The organism is Nocardia spumae (genome assembly GCF_020733635.1).
GTDB classification, from domain to species: Bacteria; Actinomycetota; Actinomycetes; order Mycobacteriales; family Mycobacteriaceae; genus Nocardia; species Nocardia spumae.
The window spans coordinates 1097473-1122013 of sequence record NZ_JAJFZL010000001.1; the positions used below are offsets into that span (position 1 = coordinate 1097473).

At 69.7% G+C, this 24541-nt stretch carries 1 protein-coding gene (cut by both window edges); it reads left to right on the forward strand.

This entire window lies inside a single protein-coding gene on the forward strand: locus LKD76_RS04635, encoding a non-ribosomal peptide synthase/polyketide synthase. The 50484-nt coding sequence extends 18157 nt beyond the window's left edge and 7786 nt beyond its right edge, so the window shows coding positions 18158-42698 — codons 6053 (partial) to 14233 (partial); the first complete codon in view begins at position 3. Both codon boundaries (start and stop) fall beyond the window edges.

The window sequence follows — 24541 nt, forward strand, 5'->3', positions numbered from 1 at the left end:
GGGTACGCCCGCTGCATCCGCAGCACCCCGCGTACGTCATCTACACCTCCGGTTCCACCGGTGTGCCCAAGGGCGTGGTCGTACCCCATACCGGTCTGGCGACCCTGAACGCCGAGCAGATCGCGCGGTACGGCCTGAACACCGAGTCGCGCACCCTGCACTTCTCCTCGCCCAGTTTCGACGCCTCGGTGATGGAGCTGCTGTTCGCACTCGGCCCCGGCGGCACCCTGATCGTGGTCCCGGGCGGTGTGTTCGGCGGTACCGAGCTCTACGAGCTGATCCGGCGCGAGCAGGTCACGCACCTGTTCAGCACCCCGGCGGTACTGGCGACGATCGAGCCCGACGGCCTGGACAGCGTCCGGATGATCGCGGTCGGCGGCGAGTCCTTCTCGCCGGAACTCATTGCGAAGTGGGCGATTCCGATCGGCGACGGCGCCGTACGCGACTTCTTCAACATCTACGGCCCGACCGAGGCCACCATCGTGGTCAATATCGGTGAGCCGCTGCTGCCGGGCGATCCGGTCACCATGGGCGGGCCCACCCGCGGCGTGCAGTCGCTGGTGCTGGACAACCTGCTGCAGCCGGTGCCCGACGGTGTCGTCGGCGAGCTGTACGTCTCCGGTATCGCGGTGACCCGCGGCTATCTGGGCCGCGCCGCGCTGACCGCCGACCGGTTCGTGGCCAACCCGTTCGTCCCGGGGGAGCGGATGTACCGCACCGGTGACGTGGTGCGCTGGACCTCGCGGCAGCAGACCGATGGTGTCGAGCACCGTCTCGAATACATCGGCCGCTCCGACTTCCAGGTGAAGGTGCGCGGTTTCCGCATCGAACTGGGTGAGATCGACGCCGCCCTCACCTCGCACGAGTCGGTGGAATTCGCCGTGACCATCGGTCACCGCAGCGCCGCTGGTGCGGTGTCCATCGTCTCGTATGTCACTGCCGCACAGGGATATTCGCTCGATGTCGCGGCGGTCACCGAACATGTCGGCGAGCGGTTGCCCGGTTACATGGTGCCCTCGTCGATCATGGTGCTGGACCGGATCCCGCTGACGCCGGCCGGCAAGCTGGACCGCCGGGCGCTGCCGGAGCCGGTCTTCGCCTCCGACGTGGCCTTCCAGGCGCCGCGGAATCCGCTGGAACACACCATCGCCGAGGTCTTCTGCGAGGTGCTCGGGCTGGATCGGGTCGGTATCGACGACTCGTTCTTCGCACTGGGCGGCGACAGCATCGTGTCCATTCAGCTGGTGTCGCGGGCCAAGGCGCGCGGCGTGGTGTTCTCCCCGCGCGATGTGTTCGAACAGCGCACGGTCGCCGGGCTGGCGGCCATCGCGCAGTCCGGCGACGCCCAGGGCGCCGGGCCGGCGCGGCTGGAGGAACTGCCCGGCGGTGGTGTCGGCACCATGCCGCTGACCCCGGTGGTCCGGTTCATGATGGAGCGTCCGGGATCGATCCGGCGCTTCAATCAGACGGTGGCACTGGAGCTTCCGGCGGGTATCGACCGCGCCGGGATCGCCGCGACCGCGGCCGCCGTCATCGATCGCCACGACATGCTGCGGGCACGGCTGCGCCGGCACGCGGGTGCGGAGTGGATCGTCGAGACGGCCGAACCCGGCACGGTGGATGTGGACGCGCTGATCGACCGGGTCGAATTCGATCCGGCGGTCGACGACGACACTTTGTTCGACATCGCGACCGGGGCGTTGAACGAGACCCTGGATCGCCTGGATCCCGAAGCGGGCGTGGTGATCCGGTTCGTCTGGCTCGATCCGGCGACCGCCGGCGACCGGACCGGCCGCCTCGTGGTCGTCGCCCACCACCTGGTGATCGACGGTGTGTCCTGGCGCATCCTGGTGCCCGACTTCGTCATGGCCTGGGGACAGATCTCGTCGGGGCAGACTCCCGAGCTGACCCCGCCGGCGACGAGCATGCGCACCTGGGCCCATGCCCTGGAGCGGGTCGCCGCCGACCGCGCCGAGGAACTCGACCGGTGGCTCGCGGTGGTCGACGGGCCGGATCCGCTGTTCACCCGGCGGCCCATGGACCCGCGGATCGATGTGTCCCGGGTGCTGGAACGGCATCGGGTGCAGACCTCGACCGAGGTGACGCGGACCCTGCTGACGACGGTTCCGGCGTTGTTCCACGGTGGTGTGAACGACGGTCTGGTGACCGCCCTGGTGCTGGCGGCCGCCGCGTGGCGGACCGGCCGCGACGCGTCCTCGGATTCGCTGCTGATGCGCATGGAGGGCCACGGCCGCGAGGAAGAGCTGGTGCCCGGTGCGGACCTGTCCCGCACGGTCGGCTGGTTCACCTCGATCTTCCCGGTCCGATTCGATCTGACCGGTATCGATATCGATGCCGCGCTGACCGGCGGCCCGGCGATGGGCGCCGCGATCAAGGCGATCAAGGAGCAGTTGCGGGCCGTACCGGACAAGGGTCTGGGCTACGGGCTACTGCGATACCTGAACGAGGACACGGCCGCGCGACTGCCGGCGCAGCAGCCGGGCCAGATCAGCTTCAACTATCTGGGCCGCGTCGCCGACGGTGCGATTCCCGAGGCACTGCGTGGTTTCGGCTGGATCCCGGCACCCGAATTGGGTTCGCTCGGTGGCGATTACGACGCCGATATGCCGGCGATGGCCCCGCTCGACATCAACGCCATCGTGGTCGGCGACGAACTCATCGCCACCATCGGCTATCCGCGCACCCTGCTCGACGGCGAGGCCGTCGCCGAATTCGGGCGACTGTGGGCCACCGCGGTGGAAGCGGTCGCGCACCACGCCGAATCGGCGCAGGCCGGCGGGCATACGCCGTCGGACTTCGCGCTCGTGCCGAGCACGCAGCGCGATGTCGACGAGTGGGAGCGTCGCTTCCCGGCGCTGACCGATGTGTGGCCGCTGTCGGCGCTGCAGGCCGGACTGCTGTTCCACGCGCAGCTGGCGTCGGCGTCGGTCGACGTCTACACCGCGCAGGCGGTGCTCACCCTGACCGGCCGGGTCGACGCGTCCCGGTTGCGTTCGGCCGCACAGGCTCTCGTCGATCGGCACGATGTGCTGCGGGCCGCCTTCGTCTCCGATGCCGAGGGCAATCCGGTGCAGGTGGTACTCGACGAGGTCGACCTGGCCTGGATCGAACACGACCGCCGCGCCAGTGGTGAGTTCGCCGATCTGATCGAGGCCGATCGGATGGATCGGTTCGATCTGGCGGCGCCGCCGCTGATCCGCTTCACCCTCATCCAGGTCGGCGCCGACAGCTGGCGACTGGCCGTATCCAACCATCACATCCTGCTCGACGGCTGGTCGATGCCGCTGCTGATGCGGGATCTGCTGGTGCTCTACGCCACGCACGGCGACGCCAGTGCGCTGCAGCCGGTCCGGTCCTACCGCCACTTCCTGGAATGGGCGGCGCAGCAGGATCATTCGGCGTCGGTGCAGGCGTGGACGCAGGCGCTGTCCGGGGTCGACGAGCCCACCCTGCTGACCCGGCCCGATGCCGGACGCGAGATCACCGCACTGTCCGGTGAGTACGTGTTCGAACTCGGCGAGGCGACCACGGGACGGCTCACCGCGCTGGCGAGTGAACTCGGCGTCACGGTGAACACGGTGCTGCAGGTGGCCTGGGGTGTGCTGCTGGGCCGCTGGACCGGACACGCCGACGTGCTGTTCGGCACCACGGTGTCCGGCCGCCCGCCGCAGCTGTCCGGCGTCGAATCCATGGTCGGCCTGTTCATCAACACGGTGCCGGTGCGGGTTCGCTTCGACGAATCGGAATCCCCGCGCGATCTGCTGCTGCGGATTCAGGGCGAGCAGGCGGATCTGCTGGACCACCACTACGTGGGGCTGGCGGAGATCCAGGCCGCGGCCGGTATCGGCGGATTGTTCGACACCCTGGTGGTGTTCGAGTCGTATCCGGTCGACGCCGAGGGTATCCAGGCCCAGGCCGCCGATATCGACGGGATGGCCGTCACCGACCTCGACGCCACCGATGCCACGCACTATCCGCTGACGCTGATCGTGCAGCTCGACACCATCGCCGGGGACGGGGCCGACGGACCGCGCCAGAACCTGCGGATCCGGGCCGGCTACCTGCGAGATCTGTTCGACGAGAGCACGGTCGAGCGCATCGCGGATCGCCTGGTCCGGGTGTTCGAGGCGATGACCGCCGAGCCGGACAGCGCGCTCGGCGATATCGATCTGCTCGAATCCGGTGAACGCGACACGCTCGTCTCGCGGTGGAACACCACCGATTTCGACCTGGCCGCCGCACTGGCCGAGCGCGAGGTCGGCGCCGCCGACCTGGTCGCGATGTTCGCCGCGCAGGTGGCCCGCACGCCCGACGCGCCCGCTGTGACGTTCGAGGGGACAAGTCTGTCCTATGCCGAATTCGCCGCGCGGGTGAATTCGCTGGCGCGCTGGCTGATCGAACGCGGTGTCGGACCCGAGTCGCTGGTCGCACTGGGTATGCGCCGGTCGCTCGATCTGCTGGTCGGGATGTACGCGGTGGCCACCACCGGTGCGGCCTACGTCCCGCTGGACCCCGATCACCCGGTCGAGCGCACGCGCTACATCCTCGAGACCGCCGACCCGGTGTGTGTGCTCACCTCCGGCGCGGATCTGGAAATCGATACCGCGCAGGTCCGTATCGATCTGCTGGATCTGTCGGGCTATTCGGCCGAGCAGGTGACCGACCGCGACCGGCGGGCGCCGCTGCGGCCGGAGAACACGGCCTACGTGATCTTCACGTCGGGATCGACCGGACGTCCGAAGGGTGTCGCGGTCCCGCACGCGGCGATCGTGAACCGCCTGGTGTGGATGCAGGCCGAATACGGGCTCACCGAGACCGATGTGGTGTTGCAGAAGACGCCGGCGACCTTCGACGTCTCGGTGTGGGAGTTCTTCTGGCCCTTGCAGATCGGCGCGCGGCTGGTGGTCGCGAAGCCGGAGGGCCACCGGGATCCGAGCTATCTGGCCGAGCTGATCACCGCCGAGCAGGTGAGCGTGACGCACTTCGTGCCGTCCATGCTGACCGTGTTCGTGATGGAATCCACGGTCGCGCGGTGTGTTTCGCTGCGCATGGTCTTCGCCTCCGGTGAGGCGCTGAGCCCGCGGTCCGCGCATCGGCTGCGCGAACTCACCGGCGCCGAGCTGCACAACCTGTACGGCCCGACCGAGGCCGCCGTCGACGTCACCTACCACCGTGTGGTCGACGCCGACGTGGATTCGGTACCGATCGGCCGGCCGGTCTACAACACCCGGGTCTATGTGCTGGACGCGCGCCTGCGGCCCGCACCGGTGGGTGTCGCGGGTGAGCTCTATCTGGCGGGCGATCAGCTGGCGCGCGGATACGTGTCCCGTGCGGAGCTGACCGCGGACCGCTTCGTCGCCAACCCGTTCGCCGTATCCGATGGGGGCACTCCCGAGGGCCCTGCGGGGTCACGCTCCGCTACCGCCTCCGGGCCCGCCGGTCGTGCCCCGACCGGTGCGCGCATGTACCGGACCGGCGACCTGGTGATGTGGAGCGCCGACGGTGAGCTGCAATACCTGGGCCGCACCGACTTCCAGGTGAAGCTGCGTGGTCAGCGTCTCGAACTCGGTGAGATCGAGGCCGATCTGGCCGCACTGGACGAAGTGTCCCAGTCGGTCGTGGTGGTGCGCGGCGATCAGCACACCGGTGATCATCTGGTGGCCTATGTGGTGGCCGCGCCGGGCTGCACGGTCGAACCCGAACTCGTACGCGAGGAACTCGCGCAGCGACTGCCCGCCTACATGGTGCCGTCGGTGGTGATGGTGCTGGACGCACTGCCGCTCAACGCCTCCGGCAAGCTCGATCGCCGGGCGCTGCCCGCGCCGGTCTTCGAGGCCGCGGTATTCCGCGCCCCGACCACCCCGGTGGAGGAGATCGTCGCGACCACCTTCGCCGAGGTGCTGGGTGTGGACCGGGTCGGCCTGGACGACGACTTCTTCGCCTTGGGCGGCAACTCGCTGATCGCCACCCAGGTCGCCGCGCGGCTGTCGGCGTCACTGGACGCGCAGCTGGGTGTCCGCGAGATCTTCGAGGCGTCCACCGTGGCCGCCCTGGCGGCCCGGGCGGAATCCGGCGCCGGGACCGTGGCCCGGATGCCACTGGTGCCCCAGCCTCGCCCGGATCGCATTCCGCTGTCGCTGGCGCAGCAGCGGATGTGGTTCCTGAACCGCTTCGATCCCGAATCGGCCGTCGACAACATCCCCATCGTGGTGCGCCTGTCGGGCCTGCTCGATCGTCAGGCGCTGCACATCGCGGTCGCCGACGTGATCGCCCGGCACGAATCGCTGCGGACCCGCTATCCCGAGATCGACGGGTCGGCGTTCCAGGAGATCATGCCCACCGCGGGCGTCATCCCCGATCTGACTCCGGTGGAGGCGTCGGAAGCCGAACTGCCGCTGCGGCTCTCGGAACTGGTGCTGACCGGATTCGATGTGACGGCCGAGCCGCCGTTCCGCGCGCGGCTGTTCGAGATCAGCCCGACCGAACACGTGCTGGCCGTGGTGGTGCACCACATCTCGGGTGACGGCTTCTCCATGGGCCCGTTCGCACGCGATGTGATGACCGCCTACGGCGCGCGGGTCGAGGGTGGCGAGCCGGGCTGGCGCCCGCTCGAGGTCCAGTACGCCGATTTCGCGGTGTGGCAGCGGGCCGCGCTCGGATCCGAGAACGATCCGAATTCGACCATCTCCCAGCAGATCTCGTACTGGAAGCAGACGCTGAGCGGTGCGCCGGAACAGCTCGACCTGCCCGCGGATCGCCCGCGGCCGGCGGTGGCCTCCGGACGCGGTGGTATCCACACCTTCGAGATCGGCGCGGATGTCCAGACGCGGCTGGCCGACCTCGCCCGTGATCGCGGCGCGACCATGTTCATGGTGGTCCACGCCGCGCTGGCGGTCCTGCTGGCGCGGTTGAGCGGTGAGCCCGACATCTCCATCGGCACGCCGGTGGCGGGCCGTGGCGACAAGGCGCTCGACGACATGATCGGCATGTTCGTCAACACGCTGGTACTGCGCACGGATATCGACGGCGCCACCACCTTCGGCGAGTTGCTGCAGACGGTGCGTACCGGCGATATCGCGGCCTTCGGACATGCGGATCTGCCGTTCGAGCGACTGGTCGAGATTCTCAACCCGCGCCGTTCGCAGGCCCGCAATCCGCTGTTCCAGGTGCTGCTGTCGCTGCAGAACACCCGCCAGACGACCCTGGAACTGCCGGGGCTGACCGTCGGCGGGGTCGAATTGCCGATCGAGACGGCCAAATTCGACCTCGCGGTGGAGCTCACCGAGCGGTTGCGCGCGGCCGACTCCACCGGTAACGGCGGGATGGTTCCGGCCGGCATCACCGCGAAGTTCGTCTACGCCACCGATCTGTTCGATCCCGAGACCATCGCCGGGTTCGCGCAGCGGTTCCTCCGAATCCTCAAGGCCGTCACCGCGGCTCCGGATCGCCCGGTCGGCGATCTGCCGCTGCTGGACACCTGGGAAGCCGCGCAGCAGCTGCGGGGCTGGAACTCCACCGCCGTCACCGTCGGGACGCCGGTTCCGGTGTCCGATCTGCTGGACGCCCGCGCCGAGGCCACGCCGGACGCCGTCGCGGTCGTGGACCGTTCGACCGCCGATCGGGTGGCGGCAGGATCGGTCGCCCCGACCCTGACCTACGCGGAACTGACCGGCCGGGTGCATCGCCTGGCCCGCCATCTCGTCGCCGCCGGTGTCGGCCCCGACGTGCGGGTCGTGCTGGGGATGCGGCGCTCGGTCGATCTGGTGGTCGCCATCCACGCCGTGCTGGCCGCCGGTGGCGCCTATGTGCCGCTGGACCTGGACCAGCCGGACGAGCGCATCGCCTACGTCGTGGAGACCGCGGCGCCGGGTTGTGTGCTGACCACCTCGCGCGACGACTTCACCGTCGCGGACGTGCCCACCGTCCTGGTGGACGAGCTGGACCTGTCGCGGTACTCCGACGCGCCGGTCACCGACGCCGAGCGGATCGCGCCGCTGCGCCCGCAGCATCTGGCCTACGTGATCTTCACCTCCGGTTCCACCGGTCGCCCGAAGGGTGTGGGCGTCCCGCACGCCGCGCTGTACAACCAGATGCACTGGCTCATCTCGGAATTCGGCATCCAGGCCGAGGACGTGGTGCTGTACAAGACCCCGGCCACCTTCGACGCCTCGGTCTGGGAGCCGTTGGCGCCGCTGCTGGTCGGTGCGCGGATGGTGGTCGCGAGCCCCGACGGACATCGCGACACCGACTTCCTCCGCGAGGTCATCGCGGCCGAGCGGATCACCCTGGCCTCGTTCGTCCCGTCGCTGCTGACGGTGTTCGCGGGCACCGCGGACGCGGCGGCCCTGGGCTCGCTGCGGGCACTGCTGGTCGGTGGTGAGAGTTTCACCGGCGATACGGTGCGCGCGTTCCGGCGACTCGGCCTGTCCGATGTCGCACTGGTCAACCTGTACGGCCCGACCGAATTCACCGTCAACGCGACCTATGCGGTGGCGCCGGCGGCGGATGCCGATATCCGCCCGGCCACGCTGCCGATCGGTGCGCCGGTGTGGAACACGCAGGCCTACGTGCTGGATTCGCGTCTGCATCCGGTTCCCCCGGGTGTCGCGGGTGAGCTGTATCTGGCGGGCGAACAGCTGGCCCGTGGGTACGTCGGCCGCGCCGGGCTCACCGCGGAGCGATTCGTGGCGAATCCGTTCGGCGCCGGTGGTTCTCGCCTGTACCGCACCGGCGACCTGGTCGCCCGCGACGGCGAGGGTGTGCTGTTCTATCGCGGCCGCAGCGACTTCCAGGTGAAGCTGCGCGGTCTGCGCATCGAACCGGGCGAGATCGAATACGCGCTGCGCGAACATGATTCGATCGCACAGGCGGTGGCAGTCGTGCGTTCCGGTGAGCGCAGCGGCGACCGGCTGGTGGCCTACGTCGTCCCCACCGATCCGGCGGCCGCCGACGGCGAGCTGGACGCGACGCTGCGGACCCACCTGGCCGCCATGCTGCCGTCCTACATGGTGCCGTCAGCGATCGTGGTCCTGGACGCACTGCCGCTGAGCGCGAACGGCAAACTCGATCGCCGGGCGCTGCCCGAACCGTCCTTCGAGGTCCGCGAATTCCGGGCACCGTCGACGCCGATCGAGGAGATCGTCGCCAACACCTTCGCCGATGTGCTCGGCCTCGACGCCGGCACTCGCGCGGTGGGTGTGGACGACGACTTCTTCGAGCTCGGCGGCAACTCGCTGATCGCCACCCAGGTGGTCGCCCGCCTGGGTAGCGCGCTCAACACCCGGATTCCGGTCCGGATGCTGTTCGAGGCGCCGACCGTGGGCGCGCTGGCCGCGCGGGTCGAGGGTGAGGCCGGGGCCGGCCGCCGCGAACTGGTCGCGGGCCCGCGCCCGGATCGGATTCCGCTCTCGCTGGCACAGCAGCGGATGTGGTTCCTCAACCGCTTCGACCAGCAGTCCGCGGCCTACAACGTGCCGATGGCGGTACGGCTGACCGGCACGCTCGATATCGCCGCGCTGCGCGCCGCGATCGACGATCTGGTGGCCCGGCACGAGGTGCTGCGGACGGTCTATCCGCAGACCGACAGCGGACCGGTGCAGGTGATCCTGCCCGCCGCGCAGGCCGGTCCGGAACTCGCGGTCCGCACCCTCGCGGCCGCCGAGATCGAGGCGGCGGTCGTCGAACTGAGCTCGACGATCTTCGATGTCACCAGCGAGGTTCCGCTGCGGGTGACGCTGTTCGAGATCGCCGGCGAAGCCGGACAGGACACCACCGAGTACGTCCTCGCGATGGTGGTGCACCACATCTCCGGTGACGGTTCCTCGATGGGCCCGCTGACCCGGGATCTGATGACGGCGTACGCGGCTCGCTCCGCCGGTGCCGCGCCGGGCTGGGCGGCCCTGCCGGTCCAGTACGCCGACTACAGCATCTGGCAGCGCGATGTGCTGGGCAGCGAGGACGATCCGGAATCGCTGGCGGCCAAGCAGATCGACTACTGGAGTGCGGCACTGGCCGATCTGCCGGATCAGCTGGATCTGCCGGCCGATCGCCCGCGCCCGGCGGTGCAGACGTTCGCCGGCGGCAAGGTCGCCGTCGAGATCGACGCCGAAACCCACAGCGCGCTCGCCGAATTGGCGCGCGCGGAGGGCGCGACGCTGTTCATGGTCGTGCACACCGCGCTGGCGGTGCTGCTGGCCCGGCTGTCGGGTACCGACGACATCGCGATCGGCACGCCGATCGCGGGCCGTGGGGAGGCGGCGCTCGACGATCTGGTCGGTATGTTCGTCAACACCCTGGTCTTCCGGACCCGGGTCGGCGGCGGCGAATCCTTCGTGGAATTGCTGGCGCGCCAGCGCGATATCGACATCCAGGCCTTCGCGAACGCGGATGTGCCGTTCGAGCGGCTGGTCGAGGTGCTCAACCCGGTCCGGTCGACGGCGCGGCATCCGCTGTTCCAGGTCGGCCTGTCGTTCCAGAACCTGGCGCAGACCAACCTCGAACTGCCCGGCCTCACGGTCTCCGGCGTGGACTTCGACACCCAGCTGTCGCAGTTCGATCTGCACCTGATCATCGCCGACACCTACGGCGAATCCGGTACGCCCGAGGGCCTCAGTGGTGTATTCACCTATGCCACGGATATTTTCGACCACGACACGGTCGCCGGTTTCATCGACCGGTTCCAGCGGCTGCTGGCCGCCGTCGTCGCCGCGCCGCACGAGCCGGTCGGCGACTACGAACTGCTCGAACCGGCCGAGCGCCGGGCCCTCGTGGTCGGGCGCAACGCGACCGAGCGGGCGATGGATCGCGATGCGACGCTGGCATCACTGCTGGCGCGCACCGTGGCCGCGGATCCGACGGCCGAAGCGCTCGTCGACCCCGACGGCACCACGCTGACCTACGCCGAACTCGGCGACCGGGTGAACACCCTGGCGCGGCAGCTGGTCGATGCCGGTGTCGGCCCGGAGGCGCGGGTGGCGCTGGCGCTGCGCCGGTCGGTGAATCTGGTGGTGGCCATGTACGCCGTGGCCGCGGCCGGTGGCGCCTACGTGCCGGTGGACCCGGATCAGCCGGCCGAACGTACCGACTACATCCTGGATTCGGCGGCACCGGTCTGTGTGCTGACCGATGCCGATACCGCGTTCGAGACCGCACTCGCCCCCGTGCTGCGGATCGACGAGGTGGATCTGTCCGGCCGCTCGGCAGCCCCGCTGACCGATGCCGATCGCCTCGCGCCGCTGCGCGCGGCGAATACCGCGTACGTGATCTTCACCTCCGGCTCGACCGGCCGGCCCAAGGGTGTGGCCGTCTCACATGCCGCGATCGCGAACCAATTGCAGTGGAAGGCAGCGGAATTCGGGCTGGACTCCTCCGATGCGGTGCTGCTGAAGACCGCGGCCACCTTCGACCTGTCGGTCTGGGAGTTCTGGAGCGCCGCGGTCTGCGGTGGCCGATTGGTGATCGCGGCGCCCGACGGGCATCGCGACCCCGCCTATCTGAACCAGCTGATGGAGCGCGAGTGGGTCACCACCCTGCACGTGGTCCCGTCGATGCTGGACGCCCTGGTGGCCGACGGCCTGCCCGATTCGGTCTGGCGGGTGCTGGCCATCGGTGAGGCGCTGCCGGCGGGCCTGGCGCAGCGGCTGCGGGCCGAACTGCCGCGCACCGAGCTGTTCAACCTGTACGGGCCGACCGAGGCCGCGGTCTCGATCACCACTCACCGGGTCGCCGCCGCCGACACCACCTCGGTGCCGATCGGTGTGCCGGAGGCCAACAGTGGTGTCTACGTGCTCGACGATCGTCTGCACCCGGTTCCGGCCGGGGTGTCGGGTGAGCTGTATCTGACCGGTGTGCAGTTGGCGCGCGGCTACTTCGGCCGCGCCGATCTGACCGCCGAGCGGTTCGTGGCGAGCCCGTTCGGCGCCGGTGAGCGGATGTACCGCACCGGTGACCTGGTGGCCTGGAACAACGCGGGCGAATTGGAGTACCGCGGCCGTATCGACTTCCAGGTCAAGATTCGCGGTTTCCGCATCGAACTCGGCGAGATCGAGGCGGCGCTGCTGGCGCAGCCGCGCATCGCGCAGACCGCGGTGGTGGCCAAGGCCGATCCGCATCTCGGCGATCGCCTGGTGGCCTATCTGGTCCCCGCCGACGGCGCGATCGATGTGGAACGGGTGAAGGCCGAACTGCATTCGGCACTGCCCTCCTACATGGTTCCGGCCGCCTTCGTCGAACTGGCCGAGCTGCCGCTCACCGTGAACGGCAAGCTTGACCGGCGCGCACTGCCCGAGCCCGAATTCGAATCGGCGGCCTTCCGGGCGCCGCAGACACCGATCGAGGAAGCGGTCGCCTCCGTCTACGGCGAGGTGCTCAGCGTCGATCGCGTCGGTCTGGACGACGATTTCTTCGCCCTCGGCGGTAACTCGCTGCTGGCGACGCAGGTCGCCGCCCGGCTGGGCGCGCTGCTGGACACGCAGGTGCCCGTGCGGGCGCTGTTCGAGGCCTCGACGGTCGCGGGCCTGGCCGCCAACCTGGCCCAGCACGCGGGCGGCGGTGGCCGCCCGGCGCTGACCGCCGCGCCGCGTCCCGATCGGGTCCCGCTGTCGCTGGCGCAGAACCGCATGTGGTTCCTCAACCAGTTCGACCCGACCTCGGCGGTGGACAACATCCCCGCCGCCATCCGGCTCTCGGGTGAGCTGGACGTGGCCGCGCTGCGGGCCGCCGTCGGCGATCTCGTCGCACGGCACGAGATTCTGCGCACCGTCTATCCGGAAACCGCCGACGGGCCGGTGCAGCGGGTGCTGTCGCCGTCCGAGGTGCCGGTGCGGTTCGACATCGTGCCCGTCACCGAGAACGAGGTGATGGCCGCGGTCGCCGAGGTGGTGGCCACCGGATTCGACGTGACCACCGAGATCCCGTTCCGGATCCGGTTGCTGCAGGTGAGCGCCACCGAGTTCGTACTCGTCTTCGTGGCCCAGCACATCGCCGCCGACGGCTGGTCGATGGGCCCGCTGACGCGAGATCTGATGGTGGCCTACGCCTCTCGCGCCGAAGGCGCCGACCCGGCGTGGGCGCCGCTGCCGGTGCAGTACGCCGACTTCAGCATCTGGCAGCGCGATCTGCTCGGCTCCGAGGACGATCCGGAGAGCCTGCTGCGGGCACAGGCCGACTACTGGGCCGCTGCCCTTGCCGGACTGCCGGACGAGCTGAACCTGCCCGCGGACCGGGCCCGGCCGACCGTGCAGTCGTTCCGGGGTGGCCGCGTCACCTTCGATATCGAACCCGCGGTGCACGAACAGTTGCAGCGGATCGCGCGCGAGCACAACGCCACCATGTTCATGGTGGTGCACAGCGCGCTCGCGGTGCTGCTGGCCCGGCTGTCCGGTACCGACGACATCGCGATCGGCACCCCGATCGCGGGCCGCGGCGAGGCCGAACTCGACGATCTGATCGGCATGTTCGTCAACACGCTGGTCCTGCGCACCCACGTGCAGGGCGGATCGACATTCGGTGAACTGCTCGCGCGCGCCAAGGATGCGGATCTGCAGGCCTTCGCGCACGCCGACATCCCGTTCGAGCGGCTGGTGGAACTGCTCAACCCCGAGCGCTCCACCGCTCGCCACCCGCTGTTCCAGGTGGCGCTGTCGTTCGCGAACCTGCCCGAGGGCTCCTTCGAGCTGCCCGGGCTGCGGGTCTCCGGGGTGGACTTCGATGTCGACACCGCGAAGTTCGATCTGTCGCTGACCGTGCGCGAGAACGGCGAGGACGGCGGCATGTACGCCGAATTCTCCTATGCGCGTGATCTTTTCGACGACGAGACGGTCACCGTGTTCGCCCGGCGGTTCACCCGCCTGCTGGCGGCGATCATCGCCGAGCCGGCGACCCCGGTCGGCGATCTGCCGCTGCTGGAGGACACCGAGTACCAGCTGCTCACCCACGTGCACGGCGACGATGTGATGGCGACCGGTCTGCTGCCGGATCTCATGAGCCACGGCGTGCGTCTGGGCCGCGATCGCATCGCGGTGCGCTACAACGGCCGTTCGGTCACCTACGGCGAACTCGACGATCGGTCCTCGCGACTGGCGCGGGTCCTGATCGATCGCGGTGTCGGACCGGAGAAGCTGGTCGCGGTGTCGTTCCCGCGGTCGTTCGAGATGGTGCTGGCCGTACTCGCGGTGACCAAGGCCGGCGGTGCGCACGTTCCGGTTGATCCCACCTACCCCTCCGATCGCGTGCGGCATATGCTCACCGATTCCGGCGCGGTACTGGGTATCACGGGGTCGGCGCATGTCGACGCCCTGCCCGCCGACGTGGACTGGCTGGTGCTCGACGCGGATTCCACGGCGGAGCTGTGCGCCGCGCAGCCGGCGAAGCCGGTGACCGACGCGGATCGCACGGTGCCGCTGCGGATGTCGCATCCGGCCTATGTCATCTACACCTCCGGCTCGACCGGTCTGCCCAAGGGCGTCACCGTCACCCACTCCGGTCTGGGCGGTCTGGCCGATGTGGCGACCGGACTGTACGAACTGGAACCGCAGCATCGGTTCCTGCAGATCTGCTCGCCGAGCTTCGACCCGTCGGTGCTGGAATGGGTGTGCGCGTTCTACACCGGCGCCACCCTGGTCATCGTGCCGCCGGAGATCATCGGTGGTCCGGATCTGGCGCAGCTGCTGCGCACGGAGCAGGTGACCCACACCATCATCACGCCCGCGGTGCTGGGCACGATGGATCCGGAGGGCCAGCCGCTGCTGGTCACCTCGGTCGGTGGCGATGTCACCACGCCGGAGCTGCTGGCCAAGTGGCAGCCGGGGCGCAAGTACTTCAACGCCTACGGCCCGACCGAAACCACCATCATCTCCTCCTACGCGCGCCTGTTCCCGGGGCAGCACATCACCATCGGCACGCCGGTGCACGGCATGTCGGCCCTGGTGCTGGACGCGCGCCTGAACCCGGTCCCGCCGGGTGTCGCGGGTGAGCTCTATCTGGCCGGTGGCGCGCTCGCGCGCGGCTATCAGCGCCGCGCCGGGCTCACCGCAGACCGCTTCGTCCCCAACCCGTGGGGCGAACCGGGTACCCGGATGTATCGCACCGGCGATGTGGTGCGGTGGTACGCCGAACCCGGGGTGCGGGGCGGCAATATCGCGCGCGCGTCGGTGCCGTGGGAGCTGGATTACGTCGGCCGTAGCGACTTCCAGGTGAAGATCCGCGGCTTCCGCATCGAACTCGGCGAGATCGACGCGGTTCTGGGCAACCACCCCGATGTCGAGTTCGCGTTCACCATGGGGCGCGAAACCGAGGCCGGCGCCACGATTCTGGTGTCCTACGTCCTCGGCGCCACCGGGCGCGCGCCCGATCCGGCACGGCTGACCGATCATGTGGCCGCGAGCCTGCCACCGCATATGGTGCCCTCGGCGATCGTGGTCCTGGACGAGGTTCCGCTGACCCCGGTCGGTAAACTCGACCGCAAGGCCCTGCCCGAACCGCAGCTCGCGCCGCGAGAATTCCGGGCGCCGTCCACCGAGGTGGAAGCGATCGTCGCGGCGGTGTTCGCCGAGGTGCTCGGTGTCGATCAGGTGGGTCTGGACGATTCGTTCTTCGCGCTCGGCGGTGATTCGATCCTGTCGATCCAGCTGGTGTCGCGGGCCAAGGCGCGCGGGGTGGTCTTCACGCCGCGTGATGTGTTCGAACGCCGCACCGTGGCCGCGCTGGCCGAAATCGCCACTCGCGGTGGGGAATCAGCCGTTCCGCGGCTGGCGGAGCTGCCCGGCGGCGGGGTCGGCGAGATCCCGCTCACCCCGATCATGGCCTCGGTGCTGTCCAGCGGCGCGTCCTATCGCCGGTTCTCGCAGTCGGTGGCCCTGCGCCTGCCCGACGGCATGGATCGCGACACCCTCGTCGCCACCATCGCCTCCGTCGTCGACCACCACGATGTGCTGCGCGGCCGGCTGCGTTCCGACGCCGTCGGCGGCTGGAACTTCGAAGCGCTCGAACCGGGCGTCCTCCAGGTCGGTGCGTTCGTCCATCGCGTGGACGTGCCCGCCGACATCGATGCCGCCGCACTGACGGCACTGGCGGGCCGCGAGGCCGATGCCGCCCTGGATCGTCTCGATCCCGCCGCCGCGGTGATGCTGCAGTTCGTCTGGTTCGCCTTCGACGAGGCGGGCCGGGCCGCGGGCCACCGCGATGTGCTGCTGGTGGTGGCGCATCACTTCGTCGTCGACGGAGTGTCCTGGCGCATTCTGGTGCCTGACCTCGCCACGGCGTGGTCGCAGCTGAGCGCCGGCCAGGCGGTCGCGCTGCCGGCCAACGGCACCTCGATGCGGCGCTGGGCGCACGCCCTCGTCGACGCGGCGCGCAGCCCCGAGCGGCGAGCGGAACTGCCGTTCTGGCAACAGGTCTGCGCGACGCCGGATCCGCTGCTGGGATCGCGCGCCCTCGATCCGGCGGTGGACACCATCGCGACGGTCGAGCAGGTCGAGGTGACCCTGCCGACCGAGGTGACCGACGCCGTGCTGACCGCGGCCCCCGCCCTGTACCACGGCGGCGTCAACGACGGTCTGCTGTCGGCACTGGCCATGGCTATATCGCGGTGGCGCCGGGAGTCGCTCGACCAGGTGCTGGTGCATCTGGAGGGCCACGGCCGCGAGGAAGAGGTGGCACCCGGTGCCGACCTGTCGCGCACGATCGGCTGGTTCACCAGCGCCGGTCCGGTGCGGCTCGACCTCGCCGGCGCCGATCTCGACGAGGCGTTCGCGGGTGGAAAAGCCCTGGGCGACATCGTGAAATCGGTGAAGGAGCAGTTGCTGGCGGTGCCGGACAAGGGCATCGGCTACGGTTTGCTGCGCTATCTGAACCCGGAGACCGCCGCACAGCTCGGCGACAGCGCCCAGATCAGCTTCAACTACCTGGGCCGGGTCGCCACCGGTGCGGCCGCCGACACCGGCGATCTGGCCGCGCAGTTGCGTGAGCTGGGCTGGGCTCCGGTCGACGACCTCGGTCAGTTCGAGGCCGCCGGAGATGCGGATATGCCCGCTCACGGCGCGATCTCGATCAACGCGATCGTCACCGACGGTCCGGACGGCCCGCAGCTCGGCGCCTCGTTCGCCTACCCGTCCGGACTGCTGACCCGCGAGCGGGTACAGGAGTTCGCCGATCTGTGGACCGCGGCACTCACCGCGCTCGCGCGCCACGCGCAGCGTCCCGAGGCCGGCGGGCTCACCCCGTCGGATCTGCCGCTGGTGCGGGTCGGCCAGTCCGAGATCGAGGTCTGGGAACGCGATTACCCGTCGCTGTCGGATGTGTGGTCGCTGTCGCCGCTGCAGTCCGGCCTGTTGTTCCACGCCCTGCTCACCCAGTCGACCGTCGACGTCTACACCATGCAGGCGACGGTCGAACTGACCGGTGAACTGGACGAGCAGCGGCTGCGTGCCGCCGCGCAGGCCATCCTGGACCGCTATCCGAACCTGCGCACGGCCTTCGTCACCGATGCCGACGGCCGCGCCGTCCAGGTCGTGCTGGATCGGGTCGAGGTGCCGTGGCAGTCGGTGGATCTCACCGAACTGCCGCAGGCGCAGCGGATTCCGGAGTTCCAGCGTCGCAGCGTCGCCGACCGGGAGACCCATTTCGACCTGGCGTCCCCGCCGCTGATGCGATTCACGCTGTTCCGGACCGCCGCCGACACCTGGCAGCTGGCCATCACCACCCATCACATCCTGCTCGACGGCTGGTCCATGCCGCTGTTGATGCGAGATATGTTGGTGCTGTACGCCGTTCGCGGTGATCAGGCCGCACTGCCGCGGATCCCGTCCTACCGCAACTTCCTGGTCTGGCTCGCGGGCCGCGACCGGGCGGAGTCGCTGCGGATGTGGACCCGCACGCTGTCCGGCGTGACCGAACCGACCCAGCTGGTCACCCAGGCCAAGCGCGGCGCCGATGAGCAGGACGAGATCGGCAAGCTGGTCGTCGACATCGACGCCGAGCGCACCGCGCACATCGGCCGCCGCGCGGCCGAACTGGGCGTCACGGTGAACACCCTGGTGCAGGCGGCGTGGGGCATTCTGCTCGGCCGGCTGACCGGACGTTCGGATGTCGTATTCGGCACCACCGTCTCCGGCCGGCCCGCGGAGCTGCCGAATATCGAGTCGATGGTGGGCCTGTTCATCAACACCCTGCCGGTGCGGGTGCGGATCGACGACCACGCCACGGTCGCCGACCTGCTCACCGGACTGCAGGGTGAGCAGGCCGATCTGCTCGACCACCACTACATCGGCCTCACCGAGATCCAGCAGTCGGTCGGCGCCGGTGCGCTGTTCGACACCCTGCTGATCTTCGAGTCCTACCCGATCGACGGGGATTCGATCGCCGCCGCCAGCTCCATCGACGGTATGGCGGTGACCGGCGTCCGCGTGGACGACAACACCCACTACCCGCTCACGGTCCTGGTGACGGCCGAATCGACCATCGAGATCGCGCTGAAGTACCAGCTCGGCAGCTTCTCCGCCGAACAGGCGCAGACGCTCGCGGACCGGTTGATCCGGGTGCTCGAATCGCTGCTCGGTGAGCCCGCCGCACAGGTGGGCGAGCTCGACATCCTGGTCGACTCCGCCGAACGCGATCGAATCGTGGTGGAGTGGAACGACACTCGCCATCCGATCGAGCCGCAGCTGCTGCTCGACGGCTACCGCGCCGCCGTGGCGGCGCATCCGGATCGGATCGCGGTCGCCTACGAGGGCTCCGAACTGACCTACCGCGAGTTCGACGAGCGCGTCAACCGCTTGGCGCGCTTGCTGATCGAGCGCGGTGTCGGATCGGAATCGCTGGTCGCGCTGTCGGTCCGGCGTTCGCTGGATCTGGTCGTCGGGATGTACGCGATCATCACCGCGGGCGGCGCCTACGTGCCGCTGGATCCGGACCATCCGGCCGAGCGGATCGGTCACGTGCTGGAGACGGCGCAGCCGGTCTGTCTCGTCACCACCACCGCCGACGCCGTGCCGGTCCCGGATGGACTCGATGTGATCACCATCGACACCGTCGACTGGTCGGGCTTCGAGGGCACCACCGTGCGCGACGAGGAACTGCTGCGCCCGGTCCGCCCGGAGAACCCGGCCTACGTGATCTTCACGTCGGGTTCGACCGGACGGCCCAAGGGCGTCGCGGTGTCGCACGCGGCGATCCACAACCAGACCACCTGGATGCTCGCCGAATATCCGATGTCCACCGGCGACGTGTATCTGCAGAAGACCGCCACGACCTTCGACGTGTCGCTGTGGGGCTACTTCATGCCGCTGCGCGTCGGCGCGACCCTCGTGGTCGCGACGCCGGACGGCCATCGCGATCCGGTGTACCTGGCGGAAACCATTGCCGCGCAGCGGGTGACGGTGACCGACTTCGTGCCGTCGATGCTCACGGTCTTCGCCGCGCACACCGCGGCCGGATCGATCCCGACCCTGCGTGACATCTTCGCGATCGGCGAGGCGCTGCCGCCGGAGACCGTCGCGGCGGTCAGCGCGATATCCGATGCCGTCGTGCACAACCTCTACGGACCCACCGAGGCCGCCGTCTCGATCACCTACTGGCCGGCCACCGCCGCCGACACCGCGGTCGTGCCGATCGGACGCCCGCAGTGGAATTCGCAGGTGTACGTGCTGGATTCGCGGCTGCGCCCGGTGCCCGCGGGCGTCGTGGGCGAGTTGTACCTGGCCGGCGATCAGCTGGCGCGCGGCTACGTGGCGCGTCCGGATCTGACCTCGGACCGCTTCGTCGCCGACCCGTTCGCCGCCGGTCAGCGGATGTACCGCACCGGTGACCTCGTGCGGTGGCGTGCGGAGCAGCCCGGTGTCGACGGCGGCGTCCGCGAGCCCGCCGTGGTTACGCGGGCTGCCGCTTCCGGGCCTGGAGCTACCGCCGGTGTCCTCGAATACCTCGGCCGCACCGACTTCCAGGTCAAGTTCCGCGGCCAGCGCATCGAACTCGGTGAGATCGAATCGGCGCTGCTGGCACAGCCGTCGGTGAGCCAGACGGTCGCCCTGGTGATGGATTCGGAACTGGGCGATCAGCTGGTGGCCTACGCCGTGCCGGTCCCCGGCGCGCGGATCGAGCAGTCCGAACTGCTCGCCGCCATCGGGGAGGTCCTGCCGAGCTACATGGTGCCCGCGGTGATCGTCGGACTCGACGCGTTCCCGCTCAACACCAGCGGCAAGCTGGATCGCAAGGCGCTGCCGGCGCCGACGTTCACCCGGACCGAGTTCCGGGCTCCGACGACGCCGATCGAGGAGATCGTGGCCGGTGTCTTCGCCGATGTGCTCGGTGTCGCACGGGTCGGTGTGGACGACGATTTCTTCGCCCTCGGCGGTAACTCGCTGATCGCGACCCAGGTGGTCGCCCGCCTCGGCGCGGCGGTGGATACCCGGGTGCCGATCCGCACACTGTTCGAAACCCCCACGGTCGGCGCGCTGGCGGCCGCCATCGAGTCCTCGGCCCGTGGTGCGCGGGTGGCCGAACTGGGCAGTATCGCCCGGCCGGAACAGATTCCGCTGTCGCTGGCGCAGCAGCGGATGTGGTTCCTCAACCGCTTCGATCCGGAATCGACCGCCTACAACGTGCCGATGGCGCTGCGGCTGAGCGGCGATCTCGATGTGGACGCGCTACAGGCCGCACTGGGCGATCTGGTCGACCGGCACGAGGTGCTGCGCACCATGTACCCGGAGACCGACAGCGGACCGGTGCAGTTGATCCTGCCGCCGGGACGCGCGGTCGCCGCGCCCGAGCGCCGGGTCATCGGCGCCGACGAGGTCGCCGCCGCCGTGACCGAATTCTTCGGTACCACCTTCGATGTCACCACCGAGGTGCCGATCCGGGTGGCGCTCTACGAGATCGCCGGCACTCCGGGCGATCACGTGCTGGCGATCGTCATCCATCACATCAGCGGTGACGGTTCCTCCGCGGGACCGATGACCCGCGATCTGATGACCGCCTACGCCGCCCGGTCCGCGAGCGAGTCGCCGGCCTGGGCGCCACTGCGGGTGCAGTACGCCGACTACAGCATCTGGCAGCGGGAACTGCTCGGCAGCGAGGACGATCCGGAATCGCTGGCCGCCAAGCAGTTGTCGTACTGGACCGAGACCCTGGCCGACTTGCCCGATCAGCTGGATCTGCCCGCGGATCGTCCGCGCCCGGCGGTGCAGTCGTTCGCCGGTCGCAGTGTGGACGTGCGAATCGACAGCGAAACCCACGCCGCGCTGGTGGATCTGGCGCGGGCCGAGGGCGCGACGCTGTTCATGGTCGTGCACACCGCGCTGGCGGTGCTGCTGGCCCGGCTGTCGGGCACCGACGACATCGCGATCGGCACTCCGGTCGCGGGTCGTGGTGAGGCGGCGCTCGACGATCTGATCGGTATGTTCGTCAACACCCTGGTGTTCCGCACCCGGGTCGAGGGCGGCACCGGGTTCACGGATCTGCTCGCGCGCCAACGGGAATCGGATATCGCGGCCTTCGCCCACGCGGATGTGCCGTTCGAGCGCTTGGTGGAGGTGCTCAACCCGGTCCGGTCGACGGCGCGGCATCCGCTGTTCCAGGTCGGCCTGTCGTTCCAGAACCTGGCGCAGACCAGCCTGGAACTGCCGGGCCTGACGGTGTCCGGGCTCGGCGCCGAAGCCGAGGTATCGCAGTTCGATCTGCATCTGATCGTGTTCGACCGCTACGACGAGTCCGGCGCGCCAGATGGCATCGGCGGTCACTTCACGTACGCGACAGACCTTTTCGACGCCGAGACCGTCGCCGGATTCGCCGGCCGGTTCGTCCGCCTGCTCGAGGCGATCGTCGCCGCGCCGCGTACCGCGGTCGGTGATCTCGAATTCCTCGAGGCGGCCGAACGGCGGGAGCTCATCTCCGGCCACAACGCCACCGATCGGGCCGTCGACACCGGCGCGACACTGACCTCGCTGCTCGCGGATCGCATCGCCGCGACCCCCGAGGCGGTCGCGCTGGTGGACTCCGACGGCGGCACCGTGTCCTACGCCGAACTCGGCGAGCGGGTGAACGGGCTGGCCCGGCATCTGATCTCGCTGGGCGTGGGTCCGGAGTCGCGGGTGGCGCTGGCGCTACGCCGCTCCGTGGACCTGGTGGTGGCCATGTACGCGGTCACCGCCGCCGGCGGCGCCTACGTGCCGGTCGATCCGGATCAGCCCGCCGAGCGCACCGACTACATCCTGCGCACCGCGGCACCGGTCTGTGTACTGACCATCGCCGGGTCCGGATTCGATACCGATGCCGCACCGCTGGTGCGCATCGACGAGCCGGTCGAGTTCGACGGCGCTCCGCTGAGTGCCGACGAGTTGCTGGGTGAGCTGAGCCCGCAGCACACGGCGTATGTCATCTTCACGTCCGGTTCTACCGGCCGCCCCAAGGGCGTGGCCGTACCGCATGCCGCGATCGTGAACCAGTTGCTCTGGGCGGTCGACGAATTCACACTCGGCGCCGACGACGCCGTCCTGCTGAAGACCGCGGCGACCTTCGACCTGTCGGTCTGGGAGTTCTGGACCGCCGCGGTCTGCGGTGGCCGGTTGGTCGTCGCCACGGCCGACGGTCACCAGGATCCGGAGTACCTGAACGCGCTGATGCGCCGGGAGTCGGTGACCACCCTGCACGTGGTGCCCTCCATGCTGGACGCGCTGCTGACCGAATCCGCCGGGGCACTACCGGATTCGCTGCGGCGGGTGCTGGCCATCGGTGAGGCGCTGCCGGGTGCGACCGCGCAGCGGTTCCGCCGGGCGAACACCGCGCGGTTGTTCAACCTGTACGGCCCGACCGAGGCCGCGGTCTCGGTCACCAGCCACGAGGTCACCGCCGCCGACACCGGCTCGGTGCCGATCGGCGCGCCCGAGTGGAATACCCGGGTGTACGTGCTGGATTCGCGGTTGCGGCCGGTTCCGCGCGGTGTCGCGGGTGAGCTGTATCTGGCCGGCGCGCAGCTGGCCCGGGGCTACTTCGGTCGCGCGGATCTGACCGCCGAGCGCTTCGTGGCCGATCCGTTCGACGCGGGTGCGCGGATGTATCGCACCGGTGACCTCGCGGCCTGGACCGCCGACGGCGAGCTGGATTACCGGGGCCGCGTGGACTTCCAGGTGAAGATTCGCGGCTTCCGCATCGAGTTGGGCGAAATCGAGGCCGCGCTGCTGGCGTTGCCGGAGATCGGCTCGGCGGCGGTGATCGCCACGTCCGATCAGCGCCTCGGCGACCGTCTGGTTGGGTATCTGGTTCCCGCCGCGGGTGCGGATGTCGATGTGGCCCGGGTGAATTCGGAGCTGCAGGCCGCGCTGCCGTCGTATATGGTCCCGGCCGCGTGGGTCGTCCTCGAGGCGTTGCCGCTCAACGTCAACGGCAAGCTCGATCGCAAGGCCCTGCCGGAACCGGAATTCGAGTCCACCCCGTACCGGGCGCCGTCGACGGCGGCCGAACGGGCCGTCGCCGAGGTCTTCGCCGAGGTGCTCGGCCGCGACGAGATCGGTATCGACGACGACTTCTTCGGCCTGGGCGGTAACAGCATCCTGTCGATCCAGGTGGTCTCGCGGGCCAAGGCCCGCGGGGTGCGGTTCAGCGCGCGGGACGTGTTCGAACATCCCACCATCGCGGGCCTGGCCGCGGTCTCGGTCGACACCGACGCCGACGAGCCGGAGCTGCCCACCGGGCCGCTGGTGGAGCCGGACGCCGCCGATCTGCGGCGCTGGGAGCAGACCTACCCGGGTATGACCGAGGTGTGGCCGCTGTCGCCGCTGCAGTCGGGTCTGCTGTTCCACGCGATGCTGACCTCGTCCGGGGTCGACATCTACACCCAGCAGGCGGTCATCGACTTCACCGGTGCGCTGGACGCGCAGCGCCTGCGGGCCGCTGCGCAGGGTCTGCTCGATCGCTACGACAACCTGCGGGTGGCCTTCGCGGCCGATGCCGACGGTCAGCCGGTGCAGATCGTGCTCGACGAGGTCCGGGTGCCGTGGCGCGAGATCGATCTGACCGGAGTGGCGCAGACCGAACGGGAATCCGAACTGCAGCGGCAGCTGCGGGAGGACCGGGCCTCGCACTTCGATATGGCGACCGCGCCGCTGGTGCGCTTCACGCTGTACCGGACCGTCTCGGCCGCGGACGCCGACCCGATGTGGCGGCTGGCGATCACCGCGCACCACATCCTGTTCGACGGCTGGTCGATGCCGCTGCTGATGCGGGATCTGCTGGTGCTCTACGCCGTGCACGGCGACCGCTCCGCACTGCCCGAGCTCACCTCCTACCGGGACTTCCTGGCGTGGCTGTCGATCCGGGATCGCGACGAGTCGATGCGCGCGTGGCAGCAGGCGCTGGCCGGGGTCGAGGAACCGACCCGGCTCGCCGCCGAGGCCAAGGTGGAGGAGAGCAGCGGAAGCCTGGAGGTCGGCAAGCATCAGGTCGTCCTGGATGCCGAGACCACCGGCCGGATCACCCGGCGCGCGGCGGAACTCGGCGTCACCGTCAACACCGTGATGCAGGCGGCCTGGGG